Below are 24,791 nucleotides of genomic sequence, written 5' to 3' on the forward strand. Positions count from 1 at the left end.
CTACGCATGTTTAACCGAACATTTAAAGAAGCGTCCGACAAACAAGTCAAAGCAACTTGATCCCGCAGCGGCCTGAGACTTTTGATCAAAACTCGCGTATGCAAAAGTCACGTCCAATAACACGCACCTAGTTTCTGCCACCCTCGTTTGTCGCTTCATGAATTCAATCATTGCTCAATCCTTGAGATGCATTTGAAGTCGCAATTATCAGTGCTTGAACAATGATTAATAGATACAGAAGCTGGGCGAAAACCAGTGCAGATAGCCTACAAACAGCGAGTCGACCGCGCAGATACGACAACGCCGCACTGGAAATCAGCGCGGCGTCGGGGGGCAAGGGCAGGAATCAGGGGCTGAAGCGCTATTGCGGTCACTTCAGGAGAGGCACGGGTTAAGCCCTCACAAATGGCACATTTGCCCCATGCGCCGTTGGCCAGTGCTAGCCGTTTACGAATCTTCCTACGCGCTAAACAGCTTCAACCTGCAGCGCCACACGTTCACGGCACGGGCATTCGTCCATATAGCGGTGCGCTTCCACAAATTGATCGAACGCGAACACCGTGGTTTTCAGCGGTACCAGCACGCGGTCGGCGGTCAGCTGATTGATATCACGCAGGGCACGCTGCAGGGCAATGTGGTCCTGGGTAATCCCGAGTTCCGGCTTACCGGTGAAATTACCGATGCAGTGCACAAAGAACTGAATGTTCTTCTGAAACGCCGCACAGGCCGGGAACGGCGTCTGATTACCGCCCTGCAGGCCATACAGAACCAGGCTGCCGCGCGGTGCCAGCACATCGCCGAGCAACGACATCTGCGGACCACCCAGGCCATCGAACACTACGTCTACGCCGCGATTGTCGGTGAACTTGTTGATCTGCATGAGCAAATCCTGCTCTTCGGTGACGATCACCTTCTCCGCGCCAAGGGACAGCAGGTACTCGCGTTCCGCGCTGTCCTTGGTCGCGGCGATTACCCGCACACCCAGCGCCTTGCCCAGTTGTACGAAGGACGGTCCGGCACAGTGGCTGGCATCGGTCACCAAGGCGAATTGGCCAGGCTTGACCCGTGCCAGATCCACGTAGGCAAAGTAGGCAATCAACAGCGGTGTGTAGTGCACGCTGGCCTGGACCGGGTTCAAGACGTCCGGATAGCGGGTCAAGGCCGAACGGGGCAGGACGATCATTTCGCCATACACCGGATAATCGTTGGGGCTCTCGGCCGGAAAACTGGCAACCTTGTCGCCCACCGCCAAGTCATCCACGCCTTCGCCGACGGCGACAACCACCCCCGCCATCTCGTGACCGAGGCCGGAGGGCAAGCGTGCGTGGGAAGACGCCAGGTTCTGGCGCCACAAAATGTCATACCAACTGATCCCGATCGCTTCGACACGCACCTGCACTTCGCCCGGTGCGGGCAGCGCGGCCGCATGCTCTTCGCATTTGAGCACCTCGGCCGGACCAAACTTGTGAAAACGAATCGTGCGGGACATCGCAAACCTCGCCAAATTAACCTCTAATGCCATGAACTCTATCTGGGCTTTCCAGGCAAGGCCATTGGTCACCATTAATAGTCGACATGCCTGTCATTGATTCCGCGTCTGATGAATAGACCTTAAGTATCGTAGGAAAACTCAATTAGCCGGTGCAGAGTACCAGCCTTTCCCCGTAAGATTCATGCCGGTCATGCTTCCAGACGCAACCCAAGGGCTTGCCTATGACTGATCTCGTCAAGTTTGCTGACTCTGCCAGGACACAAGATGAACCGTAACGACCTGCGTCGTGTCGACCTGAACCTCTTGATCGTATTCGAAACCTTGATGCATGAGCGCAGTGTGACCCGCGCCGCCGAGAAATTGTTCCTCGGCCAGCCGGCCATCAGCGCGGCATTGTCGCGCCTACGCAGTTTGTTCGACGACCCACTGTTCGTGCGCACCGGGCGCAGCATGGAACCGTCCGCCCGCGCGGTGGAAATCTTCGCCCTGCTCTCCCCGGCCCTGGACTCGATTTCCACCGCGGTCAGCCGCGCCGCCGAGTTCGACCCGGCCACCAGCACTGCGGTGTTCCGTATCGGCCTGTCCGACGACGTCGAATTCGCCCTGCTGCCGCAACTGCTCAAACGCCTGCGCGCCGAAGCTCCCGGGATCGTACTGGTGGTGCGCCGCGTCAACTACATCCTGATGCCCGGCCTGCTGGCCTCCGGCGAAATCTCCATCGGCGTGAGCTACACCGCTGACCTGCCGGCCAACGCCAAGCGCAAAGTGCTGCGCCGCAGCCTGCCCAAACTGTTGCGCGCCGACAGTGTGCCCGGCTCCCTGAGCCTCGACGACTTCTGCGCCCGCCCCCACGCGCTCGTATCCTTCGCCGGCGACCTGAGCGGCTTTATCGATGAAGAGCTGGAAAAACTCGGTCGCAAGCGTCACGTCGTACTCGCCGTGCCGCAATTCAACGGCCTGGGCACCTTGCTCGCCGGCACCGACATCCTCGCCACCGTGCCGGACTACGCGGCCGAGGCGCTGACCTCTGCCGGTGGGCTGCGCGCGGAAGACCCGCCGTTGCCGGTACGCAGTTTTGAACTGCACATGGCGTGGCGCGGTTCGCAGGATAACGATCCGGGTGAACGGTGGTTGCGGTCGCGGATACAGATGTTTTTCGGGGACCCTGAGAGTCTTTAGGCGTTATTGGGCAGTCTGTTCGACTGAACATTTCCGCCTTTCCACAAACCATGGAGCTCCATTCACTTCCGGTAGATTGCAACATTGAGGGCACGTCTGTGGGCATGCTTTGGATGGTTTGAAAAGGATGCCCCCAGCCTGAGGCCCAACAGTTCCATTCTCGAACAGTCTCCCCCTGCGCTGTTCCCAACCGCCGTTGAGCGCTAGTCGATGACCTCAGTTAATGGCTGAACCTCCGTACGAAAACAAGTGGGGGATAGTCGTGTGATCGTCAATCATGGTGGCGCACCATCAATGGATGTGTCCGTTAGCTTGCGCACTTCACAAACCCGCGTGACAAAGCGGCGGCAGGACACTGCCTATCCCCGCGCGCTTGCGCCTTAACGCCTCAATCAGGCCCGGCAAATGATTGGGCGCAGCCAAGTATCGCGGTTTCTGGTGCGCAACCACAGGTGGACCTGCGCGTGATCGGCGTGTTGTGGCTCGGCGTCGACGGCAATCAGGCAATTGCCGGCATCAATCGATTTACCCATCAAAATATCGCGTTTGATCAGGACCGTGTCGCCATCCCCCGGTAGTTCGTAGCAACCGTCGAGGGTCGACACGAACCACTGGCGCTGGAACCGGGTGATACCCAGAGGCTCACCGGGTACTTGTGCAATGGTGCGGGTCACGTCACCCGCAACGCTGACGACCGAACCGCCCGCCGCAATGGCCCACAATTCCCCTTTCGGACCTTCGACGCCGGCAATCATATTGATGAACGCGCCGGCCTCAGTCGGCCATGGTCCATCAATTCGCTGCCAGGCCCCGCCCACCGGCCGATGCAGGATCAGGCCCGCATACCCCAGCGCGTATATTGCGTCTTGCGTCTGGACAATGTTGTTGACACCGCCCAGCGTTCCGACAACGTGATCGTCGTGTTCAAGGCGAGCAACATCGCCCGATGTCCAACGATACAACCGGCGGCTGAACGTACCGATCAACAAGCCATCGCTCGCCCAACACAGGCATTCAGCAAGCTCGACGTTCTGGCCATACGTGGCCACATAACCCAGTGTGCGGGAGTACCACTCATCGCGCGCGTTGAGCTGTGGATGGGGCGTAACCTGCCGCCATCCAGCCACCTGTCCAAGGTCGGTGTTGGTGATCAGCTCATCTTCGCTAGTGATCGCCCAGACTTGGCCGTCGCTATCACTGACGATGGCCTGGATGGCATCTGGCACCCAAACCTGTGGTTGCAGGCGTAAATGCTCACCGTCCAGTTCCCCCCTGATAATCCAGGACGATGTATGACCGCTTTCGTCCGACACGTGCACGGCAAACCAGGGCACCCCGGCGGCCATTGTCAGGTCGGCAAGCTGGTAGCGCCGGGCGCCATGGGCGGGTGTTGATGGGTTTATGTTGTCGCTCATGTCACAGGCACCGGTTGTTGGGTCACCGTAGAAGGTACGTCGTAGAACAAAGGCAACTCCCTATTCAGGGGCCAGCCGGCCGCCGTGTAGAACTCACGCGCCTCAATCAGGAGCACCATGGCGACAGCGCGGCCGACACTTTCGCGTTCATTCCACGTCATGAACCCTGCCTGCGCCAAGGCAAAACCTTTGACGTTGAAACGTTTGAATTCATCCGAGTTGGCAAGGCCACTGGCCCTGAGGGCCACATCCACACCCAGATCCGCGGTGGTATAGACATGGGTCATCCACTCAAGCACATGCTCCAGGTACTCGCCAGTCGTTGGGTTTTTCGCGGGCAGTGTCGGATCGCCGCGCAGCCGTTTGCGCGTGTGGTTCTGGGCGTCCGTCACAAATTTATGCTGCGATCCTCTGTTCTGTGAATCCTGCATAAACGTCGCGTAGCTCTGGTCAAGGCTGAAAGACTGCTCCCTGTGCAGTGACCCTCGCAGTGCCTTGTCGGGGATCAAGTGATCGGCATCGTAGCCACGGTAGATATTCAACACCTGGGCGTTGGCCGCGGACTTGACCCGGGAAATGATTTTGTAGCCGCCCGCCAAGGTGGGCATGCGTAGCAGTTCACGCATCGCTTGCTTGGTGCTGGCATCGAGCGCGTCGGTGCGCCAGTCGAGCCCATTGATTTTATTGGCCAACGCGACCGTGGCTTCGATTTCCGCACGCAGCACGTCTGCCTGTAGCGGGTAGGCCGCTTCAATGACGCTGGGCCGCAGGTCCGACACGCTGTACGCCGGGTTGGACAGGATTCTGGAAATCACCTCGCGCGCTTCACGCTCACTCAGTGTGTGCCCATCAGTACGCGGGTAGGTAATGCCCGCGACGTCGAATGAGTCAACGAACGTGTGCTGTTGCGCTTGGTGCGCAGCGACAAACGCTGCCTGGGCAACTGCGTCCGAGGGGTCGCGCAATGCGGCCTCATAGGCGTTTCGCATCAGGGTCATGGTGGCAAAACTGCTACTCATCGGCAGTGCCCTCGGCGCGCGTGTTCGACGTATTGCCACGTACCAGATCATCGATGTGCTTGCCGAACGTCGAGGGCCTACCGTGTCCACGCGCTTGCATCCACGCCAATAAATGATCGACTGTCGGCTCAAGCAGCGAGCGGGTGCGTATGCAGTGGTCTTGCACTATCACTTGCAAGCGAGGGCTTTGCTCATCGAGCACTGCCTCCATCTCTGCCGACGCCCAATTGCGCGTGTGCTGGTGCAGGCCATCGGGGTCCAGCGCAAACCAACCTGGGTAGCTGCCCTGCTTGCCTGTTATCACCTCGACACCAATTTCAACCTGCCGGACAGCCGGTTTACCCGGCCACGTCAGGGGGTAAATCCGGCGTACAGTCTGAAACTGTCCATCTCGCAGGGAAGAGGCCAACATCAGTTTGGACATCAGGTCGTAAAGTTGCCGCTGCCTCGGGGTAAGCGCGGCCATCTTGGGGCTGTCGCCCTCCAGGCTGATGTCCAGAGGCACCAGTGCTCCGTGGGCACCGCTGCGGCCGCCGTCCGAAACCGGGTGGGCTTGCGCACCAGGCGCGGGATCATCATCGTGCAGCTCGGCCTCAGTGGGTGAAGGCGAACCGGCAGGCGCGCCCCACGTATTCAGCTCGACGGCGGGCTGCAGGGAAAACAGCGCGACCTCAGCGCCTTGCGCATCGACCGTTGGTGCATGGGGGCCCGCAACCGGTTGCGCGCCGCACTGATCATCAAACTGCGCCGCCCAGGTGTGCACAAACGCAAGGTAGTCCGCCTCCCCTGCATCCGGCAATTGGGACAGGTGAGTCAGCGCATCGTCGAAGGCCATCAACAACGCATTGGCGCTGATTGTGTTCAGCCAAGGGTTGTTCAGCACCTTATCTGCCTGGCGCCGTCCGGACTCGGTCAGGAACAGGCGCCCCTGCGCATCCAATGCAGCCCAACCATTATCGTTCGGTGCTGACTCGGGCTCGTCCTGCCCCTCGCGCATCTCATACAGTTTTTGCAACGTGCTCATGGTGCTCGACGGCATCCAGCCAAATCGCCTGAACGCTTCTTGCAGGACCAGGTTAGTGCCCAGGCTTTGAGCAGGTGCCAGCAGCAAGTCCTCATGCTCGAGCAGGCAAGGTGTCGGTGAGACCACCGCGTCGCTCAGTTGGTCGATCAAGGTTTGAACGCTCTCTGTGCGGTCACTGCCCCACGCGCGCCAGGCTTCACTTCCGCGCCGCACCATCAAGCGAGCCGGCACGAGGGTATCGTTCACTTTCAGGTTTATCGCGACACCCAACCGTTTACCGGGTAACCCCGGGGAGTCACCATGGCCCGCCAGTACCCTGAGCAAGGGCCCCTTGACCCGTCCGCCCCCGACAATACCGTGACGCATGTAGACCGAGCCGATGAGGTTGTCCAGCACCCGCTGGGCAATGGCTCCATATGCCAAGCCCATATTCAAGGCCCGGCAAGCGCTGCCAGCTCGCTCGTCGGCGGTAGCGCCCTCTACCTGTACACACCGACCCTCCTCAAATGATCGGGCCATTTCGGGGGTGGTCAATGCATGAAACCTTACCCGACGCACCCTCTGGACATGCATGAACCACGGTGCTTCCTTGAGTACCTGGATCATGTGCCAGGCGATCGCTTCACCTTGGGCATCATCGTCCGTCCCCAACACCAGCTCAGTGCATTGCAGTAAACGGCTGCCGGTATTGCGTAGGGACGCCGCCAGGTCACTGCCCTCGCGCTCGCTCAATTGCCAGTGCGGTTTGAGCCCATCACGCCAACTGATCGCACCGGGGCCTGGGAGGTCACGAATATGACCGCCACAGCCGAACACCTGAGTACCGCCAGGTACCAGTTCTTGAATGATTTTCGCCTTGTGCAAGGATTCGACAACCATCAGCGTGGCGGGACCGAGCTTGCGTGCTGGCACCCGCGGGGCGCAGGTGAACCGCTCATGCTCTGGCTCACGCACACCGGCCAAGCATCGTCCTACCACAGCCGAAGGCAAATCATTGTTCGGATCCATCGCTTGCTGGGAAAAAAACAGATCGGAATGGCCAAACATAATGAAGCTTTTCTGCGCACGACTGATCGCTACGTTGAGCAGGCGCCCATCGTCACGATCGATAAACACCCGCTCACGATGATTGGTATCGGTTCGACGGCTGGCGCGGCTTTCCCGATTCACGGCACTGAACAACACCACAGGTTTCTCCGCCCCTTGAAGGGTATGAACCGTGCCGATGGTCAAACGCTCACTCAGGTCAGCGTCATCTGGGTCGAGTTCTTCGCGCACCCGACGCTTTATCGCTTCGACCTGGCCTCGAAATGGCGTGACGACCGCGACAAGTTTTTCCAATCCTATCGGCTGCTCCGGGTGGCCTTCGACCCTGGCGGCCCACTTCGCCAGGCGCGGTCCGTGCTCTTTAAGCCAGTCCACGATGGCCTTGGCTTCTCCAAGGTTGGACCATGAGTCGCCTTTGCAGGGCTCATCGTTCGGGCCACCGGTCTGATAGAACCCGAGCGGCGGTAGCGGAAACGTTGCCTTCATGCGTTTGCGCAACTGCATTTCAGCTTCGCCCTCGAGCAAGGGCAACTCGGCATCCGCGTACAGCCCTGCCAGCGGGTTGGGCACTTTGGGTTCCAACTCTTTGCTGAGCAACCCGCCCTCGGCATCACGGTCGTGATCGTGGTACAGCAAATCGATACACACATTGATGATCGACTCTGCACAACGGTAGTGCTCCCGCAGGAGCAGCCCGTCCCGTAGCCGTCCGTCCGGCATGGCCTCGGCAAACGATGCCCCGGTTGCGGCAAGCTTCATGATTGAACCCGTGGCGGAGTCCGCGCCACGCACGAGCAAGGCGCCCAAAGACGACGGATCGGCCCAACGGTCCTGCACCTGGCGCGCATCGACCTCGGGTGTTACCGAAGACACGGGGGAGAGCTGCTTCATATCGCCGACCACCACGGCTTTTTTAGCCAGGCTAAGCACCGGCACACCCAGCTCCGGCGCAGCTTGCCCCGCCTCATCGATAATCAGCAAATCCAGAAACGCGAACAGCGGCCTACGGCCCTCTCCCAGTAACCGTGGGGCGCTGTGCAAGGTGGCGACAATGCACGGAAACAGCATGGCTGCGCGCCTGAGTGCGTTCTTTCGGCTGCCAGGCTCGGGGGTTGCGATCACACTGGCCAGCCAACGCGTCTCCCAGTAACGCGCGGCCAAATGGAAAATAATCGGCCGCCAAACCACGTCCAGCAATTTCTGCTGCTGCGCCTGGCGCGCCTCGGGGGTTGCCGCCACACGCCAATCCGCGAGGATGTCGATGGCCCAGGAAGAAGCCCATGCCTCACTGGGAAAACGCGCAGCCAGTTCACCGGGCTCGATCAACGCGTCGATGTCAGCCTGGCGCTCGATTGCCGAGGCCAACCCACTGCGCAATACCTGGGTCAGCGTGTTCAGGTGCTCGCAGAGGGTCGACGCCGTAGGCGTTGTCGAAGCACTCTTCTGCATGAGATAGATAAAACGCGTGGCATCACTGACCTGATGTTTCTGCTCAACGCTAAACAACGCATTGAACAGCTCTGGCAGCTCGCGGAAGGCATCTTCAAAGTGCCGCGCCAAAGCAAGTGCTGCCGCAACACTGTCTTCGTACGATTGCTTGAGGCTGGAGGACCCGACGCCCAAGATGCGCAACTGCTTTTGCCGGATCTCAAGCGTGGTGAACTTGCTGCGATGGATTTTCCCCTTGGCCTTGGACGGTGCGCTGGCGGTGAAACCCAATAGTGGCTTGCCCGTAGGGTCCAACCAACGACGTGCCAGGGCATGCTTCCTGCCTACGGCGCCGTTGAACGTGCCCATCACATTCTCGACACTCTGGTTGGTCGCCCCGCACACAAACGTGACGGGGCAATGTTCGCGGTTATCGTAAGCCGCCAACACCCATTGGTTGGCGATCATCGCACGCAGCATGGCTGTCTTTCCGGTGCCCGGCGGCCCACTGACCGCAACCACCCCGACCTGCTCATCCAACCGGCCGAGGGCGTGCAATGCGCGGCGCTGCGATTCGTTCAAGGGGTCTGCGCCGCGATTGACGTCTGGCTTGTCGAGGTGTGTGGCCTTATCAACCATGGCCACGTGCCGGATCGTCACCTGCGGCGCTGCCATGCCGCCTGCCTGGACAGCCGAACGGTGTCGTCCGGCGCCTATGAGCTGCTCCAGTGCGCCGATGGACGGCGCATTGGGGATCGCTTCATAGATGTTGGCGAGCGCACGTGTTGCATAGCCAGGCTGTCGCGGCACCGCGACCCATTGCCCCGTGATCGGCGCCATTCCCGTCTCAACCCCATCAGCTTGAATGTGGGCGAACAAGGCAAAACAGGCGTCGACATAACCGCTCAAATTGGCGCTTTGGCTCAACGTCGCGAAAAATAGCTTGAGCTCGTCGCGATAGCAATCGAAGTGGCCAATGGCCGGCGGCAGGTCATTGGCCGCCATCAATGGCTGCGGTTCAAGCCATTGGCGCACCACACGCGGTCGGCAATCGTTGGGATCGCGTGGTAGGCATATTTGGTTTTTGTCGTTCAGGTCGAAAGGAAACCAGAACGCGATATTCAGCCGGTCGGGCTTGAGGTGTTTTTTTTTCGCGCCCGGCGCAGGTTCTTTATCCGGGTCGGGCCACGTGACCTGGACCTCATCGCTTGATGAGGTGGTTTGATGAAACACCAGCGCCATGGGAATACGCGGATCGTCATCCGGCTCGTCCGCCTCCTGGGCACCCTCTGCGTCGTCCTCTGAGGCCTCAAGTGCCTGCGCTTGCTGTTTTCGGCGGGCCTCTGCGGCACGCTCAGTGAGAATGCCCAGTGCCAGCGCCCTACGCTTGCCGAAACCGAGATTGAAGTTGGGCCAGGCCAGCCCCGCGAAATTTGTCACCGGGATGCGGACATCGGTGGCTTGCAGGCCACCCAAGTCATCGGCAATCAGCGCTCTGTGCCAGTAGTCCAGCACATTCGCGGGCAAACTCCCGACGGGTCCTGCCTGAGCGTCCACCTCCATCGAGTGCAGAAGCTGTTCCTTGGAAACCGCTACAGCAGCAAAATCCTTGCGCAACCGCTTGCTCAAGTCCATGAGACGCCTAAACATTTCTTACACCCTATAAATCCGAACTGCATACGAAGAATGGCTCGTAGCGGCCAACAATATGGCCCATTGCCTTGATCGCTGCAATTCAAGCCGGGCACGTATAGTTAACGAGTGCCCTGTTCAATGCTATACAACTCGTGTTTAGGTCAAACGCACCGTCAACCACCCGAGACTTTCCCCGCCCATGCACGGACGTCCCCTCCTCATCACCCTATTCCTCACCGGTACCGCCATGGCCGCAGCCCCCTCCCGCTACACCTACGACGAAGCCCCCACCGATGGCTTCATGTACGCCGTGCGCTATCAGCAAGCCAAACTGGCCTGTGGCTCGCTGCCCGAAGATCTCGAGGCGGACTATGCTAGAGCGATGCGGCTGACTGGCGAGGCCAGCCCTGCGTTTAAAGCTAGCTATGCACAGCGCTTGGCAACCCAGCCAAAGTGGAGCAAACCGGCGTCGCCTGAAGAACAGGCGCTTGCGTGCGAACAAAGCCAGCACACCTTGCGCGTAACAGTGCAGCTCGCCCGGCAATGGTTTCCCGGTGGCTGGTAGCCACGTGTTTTAACCCATTGATCGGCCCATTGATCGGCTTAGGTATCTACACAACAATTGGACCTGACCAATCCCGAAGCCCTGGCTTTTGATTTGGCTTTTGATCTTAGGCGCCCCGTTAACTACGCTGGCCGAACGGAGGCTAGACGAGGTGCCGAGTGGCGGGGCAAGAGCATTTGCTTACTTTTGCGCTTCTCAAAAGTGAGCCGCCGTAAGGACGGAACCCATATCAGCCATCACCTAAATAACGGATATGTACTCCGACCAAAAAGCTCCAGCGCCATACATACAGCTATCACAGGCAAGCCAGCTCCCACATGAGAGCGATGTACACCCAAGAAAACCTAGTAGCATGATGGGCCGCCTTAGCGAGCAAGTCGCACCGCCGCTTCCGCAGGTCTGGCGTAACTCTCAAAGTTGTGTAGATACCTACCCACTGATCGGAGGTCCACGATGAACCCACACAGCACCGCCCTTGTCCTGATCGAGTTCCAGAACGACTTCACCACACCCGGCGGGGTGTTTCATGATGCGGTCAAAGACGTCATGCGTATTGGCGACATACTGGCCAACACTGCAACCACGGTGCAGCAGGCGCGCAAGCTGGGCGTGAAGATCATCCATTTGCCGATCCAGTTCGCCGAGGGTTACCCGGAGCTGACCACGCGCGACTATGGAATATTGAAGGGTGTGGCTGATGGAAGTGCTTTTCGCACCGGCAGTTGGGGGGCCGAGATCACCGAGGCTGTGGGCCGCGAGGCCGGCGATATCCTGGTGGAGGGCAAGCGTGGGCTGGATGGTTTTGCGACGACGGGGCTGGACCTGGTGCTGCGCAACAACGGCATCCTGAACCTGGTGGTGGCAGGTTTTCTGACCAATTGCTGCGTCGAAGGCACGGTGCGTTCAGGCTACGAAAAGGGCTACAACGTGGTCACCTTATCCGACTGCACGGCAACCTTCACCAGCGAACAGCAGCAGGCCGCCGAGCAATTCACGCTGCCGATGTTTTCCCAGGTGCTGCAACACACACAATTCCTGGAAATCCTCAGCCGTTAAGGGGGATACCCGAATAGACCGGCGCAGGCACCTTGTACCGGCGCGGTCGCTGTTGCCAGGCAAGCTGCACTTGCACCCGGGCGACGGCTTCCAGGACTTTGTGCGCCCATTGCTCATCCTCCGGACGCACGACAACCACACGGAAACCGTGGTCGTAACCTACAAAGCCTTCACACCATGCTTGGCGGAGTTGCGAATAACCGAGGACGGGTTGAAGTAGCCTTCGGCGTTGTCCAGCGTCAGCACAAACGGTGGCAGCCCCGCACGACCCTGGTACACATCCGAAACAAGAAACAAATCGATTGCACGCAGATGGAAGGCTGCTGCCGACGCATTGCAGCATAAAAATACTGCAACGCAACGCCGAGGCAGGATGAGGGCTGTCACAAGAACATTAAATACTGACTTCAGGGCGTACACTGAAAGCTAGCCAAAGCCACACGGGTATTTATCAGGAATCGCCATTCACGGTCGCCAGCACAGCCGGTGCAAATTCGGTTCCTTAAAAGGATGCCTCTAAATAAGTTGCTCAATGAAGAGCACACCTTCGACTACGTAACCGAGCGCTGATTGCCGTTCAAATCTGCCGGACGGGTGAATCAGTCAATCTCAGGGTTCAGCGGAGCGCTTAACAACCACATCTTGCCCGCCATCGGCAAAAACCCATCAGCGATGGTCATGCTGGAGCACAATACCGTGATCATCAGGAAACCTGCGGTTTACTTGCCCAGAATGTTCTTCAACGCAGCGGCATGGCCAGCCGGGTCGTTTACGCTGGACATCACTTCGATGACGGTGATCTTTTGATCGTTTATTGTCATCAACGAGGCCATCAGTAATTTCAGGCCGTTGAAATCGTCGGTGCCGTCCAGGCGGTACATCTTCAAGGCGTTCACCTGAATGGTCTCCTCGCTGGTCATGCGAAAGTTGGGTGACGCGGCCTGCTGCTTTTCTTTCAGGGTATCCACGGCGAGGAGAAACGCAGTGTCCGAAGTGGTGCCCGCAATCGGCACCGGGCCTTCGGTAACGATGATGGCCCGCTCGCTTTTCGGTTCGAAGTACATCGTGCCGCCGTTCTCGCTGTTCAAGGAACGGGCCTCGACGCCTTCCAGCACGAACTTCAGCTTGCCGCCTGCCAGGGATACCGATTGCGTGTCCGGTGCCGCCGTAGCGGTTTTTTCAGGCGGGGCAGCCACTGCCATGGTGGCCGCGCAGCTCAAGGCAGCAAGCATGCACAAGGAACGGGTCCAGCCCAACAGCAAATGCTTCGACATTGATAACGCCTTTGTTTTCAGGCCATCGAGTACCGACGGCTTGTCGTGCGAACAGCGTATCTTACTTGCCTGCTCACTTGCCCAGGATGTTGCTCACTCGCTGCGGCGTGTCGCTCGTATTTGCGGTCAGCAGGGGGGATTGATGGCAAGCGTCCGCCAAAACACAACTATTCGGTACGTACCCGCGAGGGGTTGCCAGTATCTGTGCCAATCTTTCGAGATGAGCTTAAAAAAATCAAAGACGCTGCCGTGTGGAACATCGAAAACGTTTATGAACGTCTAGCACAGCTGGTCGTCGCCCCGTGGGCTCATATGCCTGAAACAAAGCAAACCGTTACGGGTCAAATCTGGAAACGCATCAGTCTGAAATAGCAATCACCCTAGGAGAAATGACATGGATAACTACCACATCACCCCAACAGACAGCGGTTGGGCCTTAAAGAAGGAAGGTGCAGAACGAGCGTCGAAAACGGCAACCACGAAGGCCGAAATCATAAAGCTGGCCAGTGAGTTTCTCGAAGGAAAAACAGCATCGCTGAAAATCCATAAGGAAGACGGCTCGATACAGGAGGAACGCACTTATCCTCGAAGTGCCGACCCCAAAAAAACAAAAGGTTAAGTAAAATATCTTGTTGCGCAGCGCCAGTAGGACGAAGCATGCTAATAAAAAAAATCCTGACGATTACGCCGTTGATAGTGTCCAGTTTAATTGCAGGCTGCATTCCGTGGAGCAGGGAAAGACCCGCTTATGCAGACCTTTGCGAAACTAGATTTGAGTTTCAGGTACCCGGCAGACACACTGAAAAAACTATCGTCCTACGCACGTACCTGTACGATTACGACGCACAGTGGTCAGATGAACCCTTCCAGCAATTATATTCAGTGAAATACGTAGGTGAGAAATATCCGAAGCCTGAATTCTATGTGCAGATAGTGGCTTACGAAAAAAACAGAAGCGGATTATTTAGAACTACAGAATCAACCACTCCAATTATTTACGATGCTCGAGAGGCATATATAACATTTGATAATGGGGCACAGCTAAAAGCCAGGCCGGAAATTCACTTAGGTTCGTTAACCTACGACTATCCGCTTCAGGGCGCAGAGTATGTTCGCCCCTCGCCCTACGATATCAACAGTGCTGAAGTTCAGCGCCGGATCCCCAAAATCACGAATGAAAACGACCATGGATCAGCTTATGTCATTTTTAAAACAAGCGAATTCAATGCCAGCTCTAAATGGAGCATCAACTTAGGTTCTTTACTTGTTGAAGGCCAAAGGTTGGAAATCCCGCAACTCAAACTATGCTATCACCCTGTCAGGAAATGGATCGGTATTGAGCCGCTGATGCGCCCATGAAGCCATAGGCCTCTACCGGTTAGATTTTTCTCGATAGCGATAGATCATCAGCAGAAGAACTGAATGCAATGCAGATTCAGCTGATGGCTTAGGAGGTAACATGACGGATAAAAACCTCATAGCTGAAGTCGGTCAGGACTTTGAAGCATCGATTTGGAGAACTGCTGAATGGTTGAATAAGCCAAGTAATTGCCAAACATTTACTGACGGTTCCTTGGACGTGATTACCGACTTAAAAACTGATTTTTGGCGTGAAACCCATTACGGATTCATACGCGATAGCGGACACTTCTTGGGGTTCGCAGCCTCAGGAGACTTTACTGCTCAGATCAGAATCAAAGCCGACTTCCGCGACTTGTACGATCAGGCAGGAATCATGCTCAGGCTCAATCAGGAGACTTGGCTAAAGGCCGGCATAGAAATTAATGACGGCAGGCCAATGATCAGTAGCGTGTTAACCCTTGGCCTTTCAGACTGGGCGCCCAGCTGCTTCCTCGGCAACCCGAACGATTTTTGGCTTCGTCTAACCGTTTCCAAGGGGTCGCTGCGTTTACAGTATTCAACGGATGGCGCGATTTGGCCATTGCTCAGGCTTGCACCATTTCCTACGGCGGAACGTTATAGGGTTGGCCCTATGTGCTGCACACCGCAGCGACAGGGGTTGAAGGTGAACTTCTCCGAATGGTCTTTGAGCGAGCCCCTCGGGCGAGACCTGCACGATTTGAGCTAGGCCGATGAAGAAGAGTTCTCGGACTTAACCAGTGTGCATGCAGCCGCTGGTTGGGCTGCGGCCTGTGATGAGCCCCACGAAGAATGTGGATCAGTTCTGGCCGGATAAGGCGGGATAGCAGTCATATGAACCTAGCACTTATCGATATCGCCTGTGGCCTCGGCAATCGTAGTCAGCGCCTCTTCCATACTGCCAATGTGGTCGTGCAACTTCTTAAAGATCAGTAAAAAGGCACCGTCGATATCCACAGTCTGATGACCACGAAGTGAACCGACTCGTTCGTCTTCAGTGTGTTGGAGGCGATCTACACTCTCTCGTAGTGCCAGAAGTTGATCAAAGATAGCGGCAATCTGCGCCTGGCTTTTTGCAGTCATTAGATACTCCTGAACCTTGAGTCGATCTCGCGTCGGTAGGGCATGCCCACTTGGGTGGGCACTCGTTTAACGTACTCAAACGCTTGGCGAGCCATTTACCCTTAAAAATTGCTGGCCATCGCGGTGATTTCAGCCTTAGTGAAAGCGACTTGGAAGCACGGTGTGCACCTTCTTTGACCAAAACCCGAAGCATGTAGATTTTTTAATGTGGTAGTTATTCATTCCCGCCTGCCTGAAATGCAACAAGGAACTGGCAAAGGGTTACCGAACAGGCTTGAATAGCACCGTCTAAAATCAGTTCATAACCATGAGTGTTTTCGGTAGGTATCGCAAGGCAGCCCGCTTTAGCTGATGAGCCGTTACTTAATACAGCGCTCGCATCTGAAGCAAAATCGACCAGTAATGCGTATTGAGGGCTGTAACCACAGGTCTCTGCTGCAGCGGCCAAAGAGGTCACGACCTCGCGGGTGTAATAACCCTTTTCGTCGCCGGTATTTATTATTGGATCGATGCACAGCCTCGTTCCGTACTCGTCCATCACTGGGCCGACCTCTACAGCGATAGTGGTATCGCCGGGGAGCGACGTGGATGCAAACATGGCACCTGCGTTGGATTCTTCTTCTGACGTCGTAAATACAAAATATACATCGCATGTCAGGTCACTTCGACGATGGCTCAACTGGCGCGCGGAATCGATTACAGCCGCCATTGGCGCACGGTCATCCAGAAAGTGCGCCGCGATGGCATCACCCACTCGAAACGGTTGACGCCAGTGACGACTCAACACGACCCGTGTACCTGGACGCACGCCGTGTGCACGCAAGATTTGCAGTGAAGATCGCGTAATTACATGAACATCGTCCCAGTGCACGTCCCCCGACAACACATCTGCTCCTTGAGGAGCATTCTGCGTCGCATGCATTGAACCGAACGACAAAACGCCTGGAATAATTTCGTTATCACCCAGAATATCTACCGGGCACATCCCAAAGTTCACCGGGTTCGCGCCGCCCAATGCGGTAACTCTCAAAGTGCCATCTGAGTTGACGCTTTTAACTATCATCGCGATTTCATCCATGTGCGCCATGACCTTCACAGCTCGCCGCGATTCGACACAGTCCTGCCGACCTTTGATGAGTCCGATCAGGTTGCCTGCAGCATCAACCCATGTTTCGTCGCAGAGAGGGGTAATAGCTTCCATGCAAATTGCGCGCACTTCATCCTCTTGCCCCCCTGGCCCACGCGCCATCAGCAATCTAGCCAGCAATTCGGAAATTGTGTCTTGTTGGCTGGAAGCGCTAGATAGGGCTTCACGTTGTATATCAGACATTTCTGGGCTCTCACGCAGGAACTTGTAAATGACAAGCGGCGCCGCCGAAGCGCCACCTGACTTCCAACGGGTGCTGGTTACCCTTTACTGTGTTCAGGCGATGAGGGCCCTTCTTTGATCCCACGAGGCCCTGCGACACCCCAAACGATCAACCCAATCACCGGGAAGACGATGAGGCCGATAGCCCAACCTGCTTTGACTCCCACAGTCTTGTCGCTGCGAAACACACTTACTATGGCCCACAGATCAACAAGCAAAATGATCACCGCGACGGCAATTGCGAAATAGCTGGTAGCTTGCGCCATGGTTAAGCCCTCCTCAGATCGATAAAGCTTAGGCACCACGCATCCAGGGGTGTTCAAGTAATCTCGCCACTACATATCGGCTCACGCGAGTCAGTATTGGTGAGTGAAAAAACATCGCCCAGTGCTCACAGCCGTACTCGGAAAGATCGGTGACCGGACAGATCCCTCTAAGCAGCAGAGAAGAACGCCACTTTAGCGGTAAGACGCTCCGCCAAATCTGATAACTCAATACTAGCGGTCGACACTTGGTGCGCCGCCGTGGCCGACGCAACAGTCGAGCCATGAATTCGATTGATATTTTCAGCGACTTCATCAGTGACGCTACTCTGCTGCAACGAGGCGCTCGCGATCTGGGTGTTCATATGACTGATTGCGGCAACCTGCTCGCTGATCCTTGCCAAGGCATTCTGCGCACTGCGGGTTTGCGTAACCGTTCGGCTCGCCAGCTCACAACTATCGCGCATCGTTTGAGAGGCTGTTTCGGTACCCAATTGCAGCGTACTGATCATCTCTCGAATTTCTTCGGTCGATTGCTGTGTCCGGTTGGCCAAAGAGCGTACTTCGTCAGCGACCACCGCAAATCCACGCCCGTGCTCTCCAGCTCTGGCAGCCTCGATAGCAGCGTTCAAAGCTAGCAAATTGGTTTGCGAGGCGATGGCGTTGATCACGTCGATCACCGACGCAATATTTTCACTATGCTCGGACACTTGGTTCACGGTAGCAGTGGTTTGCTCGAGGGTTAATGCCAGTTGTTCGATAGCAACCGTGGTGCTTGCAACCAATATGTTCCCGCTTCCTACGTCAGTATCAGCCAACCGTGAGGCATCAGCTGCCTGCGCGGCATATCCAGATACTTCATTAACCGTCGCCGCCATTTGCATCATGGATGCGGCTACCTGCTCGGCTTCGCGAGTTTGCAAGCGGGTCTGCTCATTATTAGCCGATGATGCGCCGGACAACTGGGTGGCCGACTCGTTGACTTCCTGGGCTGCCCTTCGCACTTGGCGAATAGTTTCTGCGAGATGCCCCTGCGTGTCTTTAAGGACGCCCATAACACTGCCGGGATAATCTGTTGAAATCGTTTGATTCAGATCACCAGCCGCCAGCCGCTCGATGGCCAATGCAACGTCTGTGGGCTCCGCACCCAGCGTGGACTTAACGAAGCGAATAATGACAGCCGACAATGTGATGCTCAGCAGCAATGCAATACCTGTCGCGATAATCATCAGCGTACTGAAATGGCTGGCGGTTGCCTGAACTTCACCAAGCTTCGCCTTGATCGACGCTTCTTCGTAGTCGATCAGCGCATTCACGCGTTTCAACCACTCACTGTAGTCCTGGGAGGTTTGGCGCATCAGCAGTGCCTGAGCGCCTGGTATATCACCCGCTTTACGCAAGGAGATTACCGCTTGGGTGGAGCTAAGGGTTTGTTGCTCGATATCCTTGATCGCTTTCAGTAGTCGAACTTCCTCACTTGTTACGCTTGCGCTCTTGAACAGCTGATCCATTGGGGCGGCAGAATCGGAGTAGGCCTTTTCCAAGGCTGTAACCTCCGATAAATGTGTTGCCAAATCCGTATCAGTCTTGACCAGCACAGCATCCCGAATGGCAATGGCTCGGTTATGCACGCTGCCTCGGAAATTGATCGCGTAGCGCTGCACCTTGGCGGCATTTTCGCTAACGTCGCCCAAGGTGGAGTCAATGAACGCAACGCGGTGAATGCCAATGGCAGTTATCAATACAAGCAGCGCCAGGATGGCTGCAAAACTAAGCCCTATGCGCGTGGCCAACGAAAGCGTTTTCTGCATGGCTAACTCGGAAATATGACCTTTACAAGTCTCTGTTGATTTGGAAGACGCGAACGCTATTACCAGCCCATCACGTGTGATGTCTTGACGATACGTCGACCCAGAACAGTCATCCAGTTAGCAATACACACCGCGTTGATAGCGCATCGCTATCACGCATCCTTACACGCTCGCTATGGTCGTTCAGCCCGCCGTTTTTAATGCATGAAGAATGTTGGGGCGGTTCAGTTCTACTCGTTTAAGGAAACTATCCCCGAACGGCCCGCCGCTCAGCACGCTAAAAACGAAAAGCCGCGGCTGGCCGCACTGCGTTCGTATTCCAGCAGACACTCATAGTCGGCTTCACTGGCCGGCAGGACCTCCTTGATCGCGAGGTCGCGGGAAACTTCAGGAAGCTGATTCAAGGCTTCGTTCATTGCGTTCCTGATTGAAGCGGCATCCGCCGCCGTTTGCCCTATCGAGGTTATGTAAGGCAGGCAGGGGCTGCGCGCACTGCGCAGCAGGATTCTGAGGCCTTCGATCTCGGCGCTGTTATCTCTCGCAAGATAGTCGTAGGTAACGCTGTCGATGGAAGCCAAATCGCCCGCGCCTTCTTTAAGCCGTCGCATGCTCTCCCGGTGGGATCCGGTGAAGGTGAGCGTCGAAAAAAAACCACGTGCGCTGACCCCGGCCAGCGTGTGGCGCAATAAATTCATTCCAGAGTTGGAATCCGGGGCGTTGATCAGGCCATGGCTGCCCTGGAAACCTGCCAGGTCAGTCACGTCCGAATCGGCCCTGCAGAGCAGCAAACTGCAATGGCTGCCTGCCGAGCTATGGGTAAGCTCATAGCTCGGGCACCCTATCAGCCGGACCTTTCCCCGCAGTGACGTGACAAATGGATAGCCGCAGGTCTGAGATAACAACAGATCGGCGGAAAGCCAGTGCGACGCGAGATCAACGACGGGTTTTTGCTCTCGGCGCTCGCCGAGAATCGCCAGGATGCGCTCAAGCCAGGCGTCCTGTGCCTGTGAAACCCTGGCGGGGGCCAGGTACATGGATAGATCGCTGGTCATATCAGATCCATTCAGAAGGTGCGATCAGCGCCGTTCACAGCAGGAAACGGTTGGCAGGCGTCTTCAACCCCAGGCGATCCCTTAGTGTCCCCGGTTCATATTCCCGGCGAAACACCCCTCGGGCTTGCAGCAGAGGCACCACGCCACGGGTGAATGTTTCAAAGTCAGTGGGTAGAAACGGAAACATGAGGTTGTAGCCATCGACGGCATTCGACTCGTATAACGCCGACAGCTTGTCCGCAATATGCTCCGCTGTTCCGATCAGCAGCCAGGTACTGGAGCTTTTGACCAACCGGCGCCCTATTTCGCGAATGGACAAGGAAGCGTCGTAGTGTTTGAGCAGGGCCAGCTCGGTTCGAATACCATCAAACTCAGCCTCATCCGGCAACGCGGGCAATGGGCCGTCCGGCGACAGCCCTGTCAAGTCCAGACGGGTGTAGCTGGAGACCAGGTCAATCGCCACCGCATCGATAATCAGGCTGTCCTCCAGTTGCCGACGCCGCGCCTCTTCAGTCTCATCCTCGAGCACCACCGGAAGCACGCCGGTGATGATTTTCAGATCACTGGCGTGCCTGCCCTTCAACGCGAGTCGACGATTCAAATCGGCCCTGTACGCCAGTCCCTCTTCGACCGAATTGATAAAGCAGAAATGTACGTCCGCATGGGCGGCGGCCAGGTTCTTGCCGGCTTCGGAAGACCCCGCCTGGGCGAGGACCGGGTGGCCCTGCGGTGGACGCGGCACGTTAAGCGGCCCCCGCACGCTGAAATGTGCGCCTTTGTGATGGATCGGGTGAATTTTGAATGGGTCGGCAAAGTCGCCGGTGCCCTTGTCAAATTCAAGCGCGCCCTCCTCCCAGGAGTCCCAAAGCTGCTTGACGACCTGAATGAATTCTTCGGCCCGCAGATAACGATCGCCGTGTTTCGTCACGCCTGACAATCCGAAATTCGAAGCCTCCTCTTCCAGCCAGGACGTCACGATATTCCAGCTGGCGCGCCCTGCGCTGAGGTAGTCCAGCGAAGCAAAATAGCGTGCGAGGTTGAAAGGCTCGTTATAGGAAGTCGAAGCCGTGCCCATCAGGCCGATGTGCTCGGTAACCGCAGCCAGTGCGGACAACAGCGTAATCGGTTCAAGGCGGGCGTTGGCATAGTGCCGCAAGCCACTTGCCACGGAGTCCCAGACCGCGACGTGATCCGCGACGAAAACCGCATCGAACTTCGCCGCTTCGGCCGCCTGTACCAGTTTTACGTAGTAACCCAGCGTCAATATTTCCCTGGTCGGTGACAGCGGGTGGCGCCAGGAAAAACGATGATCGCCCTGGGGGTTAAAAAAGAACAAATTCAAAATCATGCTGTTATTCGACATAACGCCTCCGCGACCTGACCCGCGTCGCTTTCATTTTCACTGGGCCGTCTTGACCGTATGTTCGGCGACCCACTGCGCCGCGACTTTTGCTGGGTCCTTGTGATCAATATCAACCAGGCGATTGAGTTGCTTAAGGTCGTCATCGGTCAGTTTTGCCGACACCTGGTTGAGCGCCTTGGCGACCTCCGGGGTCAGCAAGGCCTTGCGCCCCAGTGGCGTGATGTTTTGCGGGGGTTGCTGGTGCTTGTCGTCCTCGAGGACCACCCAAGGTTCTTTCGCCAGGATGCCCTGCGTGGAGACCACCGTCGCCACGTCGATAGCGCCGGAGTTCAACGCCAGCCGTGACAAGGGCCCGCCCATATCCAGCGACTTGATGCTCTTGAAGTTGATGCCGTACACCGCCTTCAACCCCGGCAGGCCTAACGCAGCGGTGGCGACTTCCGGAGGCCCGCCCAGGGTGAAATCACCCGAGATGGGCGCCAGGTCGGACAAGGTGCGCAAGTTGTACTTTTCTGCGGTCTTTTGGGTGACGGCCCAGGCGGTAATGGAGCCTGCGGACGAGGGCTCCAGCAGTTGGAGGTCTGTCGGCAACTTCTGTTGCAACGCGCTGAGGATGTCCTGTTGGGTGGTCAGAGCGCTCTTGTCGTCATAGAAACTCAACAGTGACCCCAGGTATTCGGGGACGACATCTATATCGCCATTTTCCAGGGCCTGGGCGATGATCTGGCGGTTGCCCAGGTTGAGTCGGGTCTTGACGTCTATCCCCTCATTTTTCAAAGCTGACGCATAAATGTTGGCGAGAATCGTCTGCTCAGAAAAGTTGGCTCCTCCAATGGTGATGGACTGAGCACTGGCAAACGTGCTGCCAACCAGCAAGCCTAACCCGAGCAATAATGAAACCACCTGCGCTGAGCGCACCTTCGAACGTTGTTGGTTTTTCATGTAGGTTTGCACCTCTGCAAAGTTAATACGCACTTTAAAAAGCTCAGGGTCATGCAGCGCTTGGTTCAGCATTGCCTGCCTGCCACTTTCGAACCATGAGTGTTTCCATCATTGAACAAAGCCACTCACTGACAATCGCCAGTGCCGATACCAACAGGGCGCCACCAATGATTTGCGGCGTATCATTTCGGCCCAATCCATCTATCAGAAACCTGCCCAGACCGCCGAAGCCGGCATAAGCAGCGATAGTGGCCGTGGCGATGAGTTGCACCAGCGCGGACCGGAATCCAGAGAAGATCAGCGGAAAAGCCAGCGGCAACTCAAGCTGGAAAAACATCTGCAATCTGCGCATGCCCATCGATCTGGCCGCTTGTTTCAGAGATGAATCCACCTGATCGATGCCAACATAAGTATTGGTTAATATTGGCGGGATGCTCATGGTTACCAACGCAATAATTACCGTGCTGGTTTCATAGCCAATAAGCATAATCGCAAGTATTACGACACCCAGAGAAGGCAGTGCTCGCCCGATATTGAACAAGCCTATCGCCACCTGTGCGCCTTTGCGGTAGTTAGCCAGAAGTACGCCAAGCGGCAACGCTATTGCACAGGCAATAATCAGGCTCAGAGACACATAATAAATATGTTCCGTGAGCCGAGTCAGTATTCCGTTATCACCCAACCAATTATCAGGAAGAGAAAACCAAAGGCAAACACCTGCGATCATGTTCATCAGCGCACCCAGGGGACCAGCCATTGATTGATTGAATAAAAAAGCAAATCAAAACATAACGCCAATATCACCGTCAGAACCAGGCTGACCGCCACTGGCGTAGTGAAACTTTGCGCCAGCCCGGTGATAAACAACTGGCCTAATCCGCCCTGGCCAATCAAGGCGGTTACCGTCACCAGCCCCACCAACGTAACCGAGGTTGTTCGCAGGCCCGCCAATAACGCAGGCAGGGCCAGTGGAAGTTCAACCCCGAGGAATCGCTGCATGCGCGTATACCCGAGCGCCCGCGCTTCCTCCAAAACATCCGCAGGGTTGCTCGCCAGCCCCGCCAGGGTGTTCTGCAGCACAATAAGCAAGGAATACAGACTTAAACCAATGACCGCCGTGGTTTTGGATAAGCCGGTAAAAGGCATAATTAAAATAAACAGTGCCAGGGACGGAATGGTAAAGAGTATGCCGCAGACATAAATCATCGGTCGCGCCAATCCTGGCTGCCATAACGTCAAGAGCACCATTGCGCCTGCTAACAGCATCCCTGTACACAGGCCCAGGGTCACCAGTTGAATATGATCAACTAACAATTGACCGATCTGCTGCCAGTTTTCAACGATCCAGGACCAGTCAATCATGGTGCACTTCCAAAACGGGCTTATTAAGTGCGCTGTGAAGGCTGGCAATCGAGAGGCAACCGTCGTAAGCGCCCGCCTCGTCCACGCGCACAACCACACCGATAGGAACCGTTAGAATTTTAACCAGCGCGTGATGCAACGAGTCGTTACTCGACACCGTCGTCAGTTGCGGAACAGGCACGTCCGACTCACTGACCCACTTCAACGGATTGGACTTATCATCCAGTAGAAGTTTGAATTCACAACTGACTTCATCCACCGGAAGATCAGCAACCTTCATCAGCGAAAGCCTTTTTAACAGCGGATCTTTGCCGATAAAGTCCCTCACAAACGCGCTGGCGGGATGGGCAAGAACATTGTGAGGTGTATCGAACTGAACAAGTTTGCCTTCGCCCTCGAAGATAGCAATCCGATCACCGATCTTGATTGCCTCCTCCATATCATGGGTCACCAGGATAATGGTTTTATGCAAACGTCTCTGAAGCGCAACCAGTTCATCCTGCAGTCGCTCGCGTATCACCGGATCAAGCGCGGCAAAGGGTTCGTCCATCAATACAACCGGTGGATCCGAGGCCAATGCCCGCGCCAGGGCGACGCGACTTTGCTGCCCGCCCGAGAGCTGATTAGGGTAGCGCTGAAGAAATTCCGGCTGCAGCCCAACCAGGGAAATGAGCTCGCTCACGCGCTGGCGGATTTTCTGTTTGCTCCAGCCCAGCAGCCGCGGGACTGCGCCAATATTTTCTGCAACCGTCTGGTGGGGAAATAAGGCAGCGCTCTGCATCATGAAGCCAATGCCGCGGCGCAGCGTCACCACGTCGAGCTGATCGGTCGCCACGCCGTTGACAAAGATGCCGCCACTGTCCTGGATATCCAGCCTGTTGATCATGCGCAAAATGGTGGTCTTGCCGCACCCGCTGGGCCCGACAAATACACAGATCTCACCCTCACGGACGTTAAGCGTCAGATCGCTGACGGCCGCACGCGGGCTGCCTTTATGGGTTTTATTGACGGCTTCAAAACGTATCATTTTCC

21 protein-coding genes and 2 pseudogenes are annotated in these 24,791 nt (G+C 56.6%); 7 read left to right on the forward strand and 16 right to left on the reverse strand.

Annotated features, from left to right (window positions below; translation table 11 throughout):
* Window positions 1–466 precede the first annotated feature (466 nt).
* Entirely contained in the window at window positions 467–1,489 is a 1,023-nt protein-coding gene (locus G7025_RS12400; protein ID WP_181079495.1) for a zinc-dependent alcohol dehydrogenase family protein, read from the reverse strand.
* A 267-nt stretch (window positions 1,490–1,756) separates the two neighbouring features.
* Here G7025_RS12400 and G7025_RS12405 point away from each other — a divergent pair, with 267 nt between their 5' ends.
* Window positions 1,757–2,671 carry a LysR substrate-binding domain-containing protein gene (locus G7025_RS12405; protein ID WP_253507548.1) on the forward strand — a complete coding sequence of 305 codons (915 nt, stop codon included), beginning with the start codon at window positions 1,757–1,759 and terminating at the stop codon, window positions 2,669–2,671.
* Between the two features lie 392 nt (window positions 2,672–3,063).
* Here the strand turns inward: G7025_RS12405 and G7025_RS12410 are convergent, their stop codons facing one another.
* Genes G7025_RS12410 through G7025_RS12420 form a run of 3 tightly spaced genes read right to left on the reverse strand, consistent with a single transcriptional unit; the run spans window position 3,064 to window position 10,239 of the window.
* Window positions 3,064–4,086, reverse strand: a complete 1,023-nt coding sequence (locus tag G7025_RS12410; RefSeq protein ID WP_181079496.1) for a hypothetical protein — start codon at window positions 4,084–4,086, stop codon at window positions 3,064–3,066.
* Entirely contained in the window at window positions 4,083–5,105 is a 1,023-nt protein-coding gene (locus G7025_RS12415) for a hypothetical protein (RefSeq protein WP_181079497.1), read from the reverse strand. The genes G7025_RS12410 and G7025_RS12415 overlap by 4 nt, the downstream gene beginning before the upstream one ends.
* Window positions 5,098–10,239, reverse strand: coding sequence for an AAA domain-containing protein (locus G7025_RS12420; RefSeq protein ID WP_181079498.1), 5,142 nt, complete (start codon window positions 10,237–10,239; stop codon window positions 5,098–5,100). Before G7025_RS12420 ends, G7025_RS12415 begins: the two co-directional genes overlap by 8 nt.
* A 247-nt stretch (window positions 10,240–10,486) precedes the next feature.
* On the opposite strand from G7025_RS12420, the gene G7025_RS12425 reads away from it, so the two are divergent.
* Entirely contained in the window at window positions 10,487–10,804 is a 318-nt protein-coding gene (locus tag G7025_RS12425) for a hypothetical protein (protein WP_181079499.1), read from the forward strand.
* A gap of 453 nt (window positions 10,805–11,257) precedes the next feature.
* Window positions 11,258–11,860 carry a cysteine hydrolase gene (locus tag G7025_RS12430; protein ID WP_181079500.1) on the forward strand — a complete coding sequence of 201 codons (603 nt, stop codon included), beginning with the start codon at window positions 11,258–11,260 and terminating at the stop codon, window positions 11,858–11,860.
* A 719-nt stretch (window positions 11,861–12,579) separates the two neighbouring features.
* Here G7025_RS12430 and G7025_RS12435 read toward each other — a convergent pair.
* Window positions 12,580–13,134, reverse strand: coding sequence for a hypothetical protein (locus tag G7025_RS12435; protein ID WP_181079501.1), 555 nt, complete (start codon window positions 13,132–13,134; stop codon window positions 12,580–12,582).
* A 45-nt stretch (window positions 13,135–13,179) separates the two neighbouring features.
* Between G7025_RS12435 and ligD the strand changes: the two genes are divergently transcribed.
* From ligD to G7025_RS12450, 4 genes are all read left to right on the forward strand, one after another.
* Window positions 13,180–13,506, forward strand: coding sequence for a non-homologous end-joining DNA ligase LigD (gene ligD, locus G7025_RS27055; RefSeq protein ID WP_375139332.1), 327 nt, complete (start codon window positions 13,180–13,182; stop codon window positions 13,504–13,506).
* Between the two features lie 22 nt (window positions 13,507–13,528).
* Window positions 13,529–13,753, forward strand: a complete 225-nt coding sequence (locus G7025_RS12440; RefSeq protein ID WP_181079502.1) for a DUF2188 domain-containing protein — start codon at window positions 13,529–13,531, stop codon at window positions 13,751–13,753.
* Between the two features lie 38 nt (window positions 13,754–13,791).
* Entirely contained in the window at window positions 13,792–14,493 is a 702-nt protein-coding gene (locus tag G7025_RS12445; RefSeq protein WP_181079503.1) for a hypothetical protein, read from the forward strand.
* A 100-nt stretch (window positions 14,494–14,593) separates the two neighbouring features.
* Window positions 14,594–15,223, forward strand: coding sequence for a DUF1349 domain-containing protein (locus tag G7025_RS12450; RefSeq protein WP_181079504.1), 630 nt, complete (start codon window positions 14,594–14,596; stop codon window positions 15,221–15,223).
* A gap of 131 nt (window positions 15,224–15,354) precedes the next feature.
* Here G7025_RS12450 and G7025_RS12455 read toward each other — a convergent pair whose 3' ends face one another.
* The 11 genes and pseudogenes from G7025_RS12455 to G7025_RS12500 all read right to left on the reverse strand — a co-directional run bounded on the left by G7025_RS12455 (window position 15,355) and on the right by G7025_RS12500 (window position 24,786).
* Window positions 15,355–15,597: a hypothetical protein gene (locus G7025_RS12455; RefSeq protein WP_181079505.1), complete on the reverse strand. Its 243-nt coding sequence runs from the start codon at window positions 15,595–15,597 to the stop codon at window positions 15,355–15,357.
* Window positions 15,598–15,811: 214 nt separating this feature from the next.
* Window positions 15,812–16,927: a M28 family peptidase gene (locus tag G7025_RS12460; protein WP_181079506.1), complete on the reverse strand. Its 1,116-nt coding sequence runs from the start codon at window positions 16,925–16,927 to the stop codon at window positions 15,812–15,814.
* Between the two features lie 77 nt (window positions 16,928–17,004).
* Window positions 17,005–17,232 carry a PLD nuclease N-terminal domain-containing protein gene (locus G7025_RS12465; RefSeq protein WP_181079507.1) on the reverse strand — a complete coding sequence of 76 codons (228 nt, stop codon included), beginning with the start codon at window positions 17,230–17,232 and terminating at the stop codon, window positions 17,005–17,007.
* Window positions 17,233–17,399: 167 nt separating this feature from the next.
* Window positions 17,400–17,921: pseudogene (locus G7025_RS27060) on the reverse strand (methyl-accepting chemotaxis protein); the annotation flags it as partial.
* 609 nt (window positions 17,922–18,530) lie between these two features.
* A pseudogene (locus G7025_RS27065) lies at window positions 18,531–19,040 on the reverse strand (MCP four helix bundle domain-containing protein); the annotation flags it as partial.
* Between the two features lie 269 nt (window positions 19,041–19,309).
* Window positions 19,310–20,092 carry a phosphate/phosphite/phosphonate ABC transporter substrate-binding protein gene (locus G7025_RS12475; RefSeq protein WP_181079509.1) on the reverse strand — a complete coding sequence of 261 codons (783 nt, stop codon included), beginning with the start codon at window positions 20,090–20,092 and terminating at the stop codon, window positions 19,310–19,312.
* 34 nt (window positions 20,093–20,126) lie between these two features.
* Window positions 20,127–21,455, reverse strand: a complete 1,329-nt coding sequence (locus tag G7025_RS12480) for an LLM class flavin-dependent oxidoreductase (RefSeq protein WP_181079510.1) — start codon at window positions 21,453–21,455, stop codon at window positions 20,127–20,129.
* Window positions 21,456–21,491: 36 nt separating this feature from the next.
* Window positions 21,492–22,469, reverse strand: coding sequence for an ABC transporter substrate-binding protein (locus tag G7025_RS12485; RefSeq protein ID WP_258197672.1), 978 nt, complete (start codon window positions 22,467–22,469; stop codon window positions 21,492–21,494).
* Window positions 22,447–23,130, reverse strand: coding sequence for an ABC transporter permease (locus G7025_RS12490; RefSeq protein ID WP_181079511.1), 684 nt, complete (start codon window positions 23,128–23,130; stop codon window positions 22,447–22,449). Before G7025_RS12490 ends, G7025_RS12485 begins: the two co-directional genes overlap by 23 nt.
* Window positions 23,130–23,759, reverse strand: coding sequence for an ABC transporter permease (locus G7025_RS12495; RefSeq protein WP_181079512.1), 630 nt, complete (start codon window positions 23,757–23,759; stop codon window positions 23,130–23,132). The genes G7025_RS12490 and G7025_RS12495 overlap by 1 nt, the downstream gene beginning before the upstream one ends.
* Window positions 23,752–24,786 (reverse strand): ABC transporter ATP-binding protein, encoded by a 1,035-nt coding sequence (locus G7025_RS12500; protein ID WP_181079513.1) that lies wholly within the window; start codon window positions 24,784–24,786, stop codon window positions 23,752–23,754. The genes G7025_RS12495 and G7025_RS12500 overlap by 8 nt, the downstream gene beginning before the upstream one ends.
* Window positions 24,787–24,791 lie beyond the last annotated feature (5 nt).

Source organism: Pseudomonas lurida (genome assembly GCF_013522705.1).
GTDB classification, from domain to species: Bacteria; Pseudomonadota; Gammaproteobacteria; order Pseudomonadales; family Pseudomonadaceae; genus Aquipseudomonas; species Aquipseudomonas quebecensis.

Excerpts from the sequence above, each read along its gene's own strand:
- G7025_RS12400 (WP_181079495.1), bottom strand. The coding sequence starts at position 1,489 with ATGTCCCGCACGATTCGTTTTCACAAGTTTGGTCCGGCCGAGGTGCTC.
- G7025_RS12405 (WP_253507548.1), top strand. The coding sequence starts at position 1,757 with ATGAACCGTAACGACCTGCGTCGTGTCGACCTGAACCTCTTGATCGTA.
- G7025_RS12410 (WP_181079496.1), bottom strand. The coding sequence starts at position 4,086 with ATGAGCGACAACATAAACCCATCAACACCCGCCCATGGCGCCCGGCGC.
- G7025_RS12415 (WP_181079497.1), bottom strand. The coding sequence starts at position 5,105 with ATGAGTAGCAGTTTTGCCACCATGACCCTGATGCGAAACGCCTATGAG.
- G7025_RS12420 (WP_181079498.1), bottom strand. The coding sequence starts at position 10,239 with ATGGACTTGAGCAAGCGGTTGCGCAAGGATTTTGCTGCTGTAGCGGTT.
- G7025_RS12425 (WP_181079499.1), top strand. The coding sequence starts at position 10,487 with ATGGCCGCAGCCCCCTCCCGCTACACCTACGACGAAGCCCCCACCGAT.
- G7025_RS12430 (WP_181079500.1), top strand. The coding sequence starts at position 11,258 with ATGAACCCACACAGCACCGCCCTTGTCCTGATCGAGTTCCAGAACGAC.
- G7025_RS12435 (WP_181079501.1), bottom strand. The coding sequence starts at position 13,134 with ATGTCGAAGCATTTGCTGTTGGGCTGGACCCGTTCCTTGTGCATGCTT.
- G7025_RS12440 (WP_181079502.1), top strand. The coding sequence starts at position 13,529 with ATGGATAACTACCACATCACCCCAACAGACAGCGGTTGGGCCTTAAAG.
- G7025_RS12445 (WP_181079503.1), top strand. The coding sequence starts at position 13,792 with ATGCTAATAAAAAAAATCCTGACGATTACGCCGTTGATAGTGTCCAGT.
- G7025_RS12450 (WP_181079504.1), top strand. The coding sequence starts at position 14,594 with ATGACGGATAAAAACCTCATAGCTGAAGTCGGTCAGGACTTTGAAGCA.
- G7025_RS12455 (WP_181079505.1), bottom strand. The coding sequence starts at position 15,597 with ATGACTGCAAAAAGCCAGGCGCAGATTGCCGCTATCTTTGATCAACTT.
- G7025_RS12460 (WP_181079506.1), bottom strand. The coding sequence starts at position 16,927 with ATGTCTGATATACAACGTGAAGCCCTATCTAGCGCTTCCAGCCAACAA.
- G7025_RS12465 (WP_181079507.1), bottom strand. The coding sequence starts at position 17,232 with ATGGCGCAAGCTACCAGCTATTTCGCAATTGCCGTCGCGGTGATCATT.
- G7025_RS12475 (WP_181079509.1), bottom strand. The coding sequence starts at position 20,092 with ATGACCAGCGATCTATCCATGTACCTGGCCCCCGCCAGGGTTTCACAG.
- G7025_RS12480 (WP_181079510.1), bottom strand. The coding sequence starts at position 21,455 with ATGTCGAATAACAGCATGATTTTGAATTTGTTCTTTTTTAACCCCCAG.
- G7025_RS12485 (WP_258197672.1), bottom strand. The coding sequence starts at position 22,469 with ATGCTGAACCAAGCGCTGCATGACCCTGAGCTTTTTAAAGTGCGTATT.
- G7025_RS12490 (WP_181079511.1), bottom strand. The coding sequence starts at position 23,130 with ATGAACATGATCGCAGGTGTTTGCCTTTGGTTTTCTCTTCCTGATAAT.
- G7025_RS12495 (WP_181079512.1), bottom strand. The coding sequence starts at position 23,759 with ATGATTGACTGGTCCTGGATCGTTGAAAACTGGCAGCAGATCGGTCAA.
- G7025_RS12500 (WP_181079513.1), bottom strand. The coding sequence starts at position 24,786 with ATGATACGTTTTGAAGCCGTCAATAAAACCCATAAAGGCAGCCCGCGT.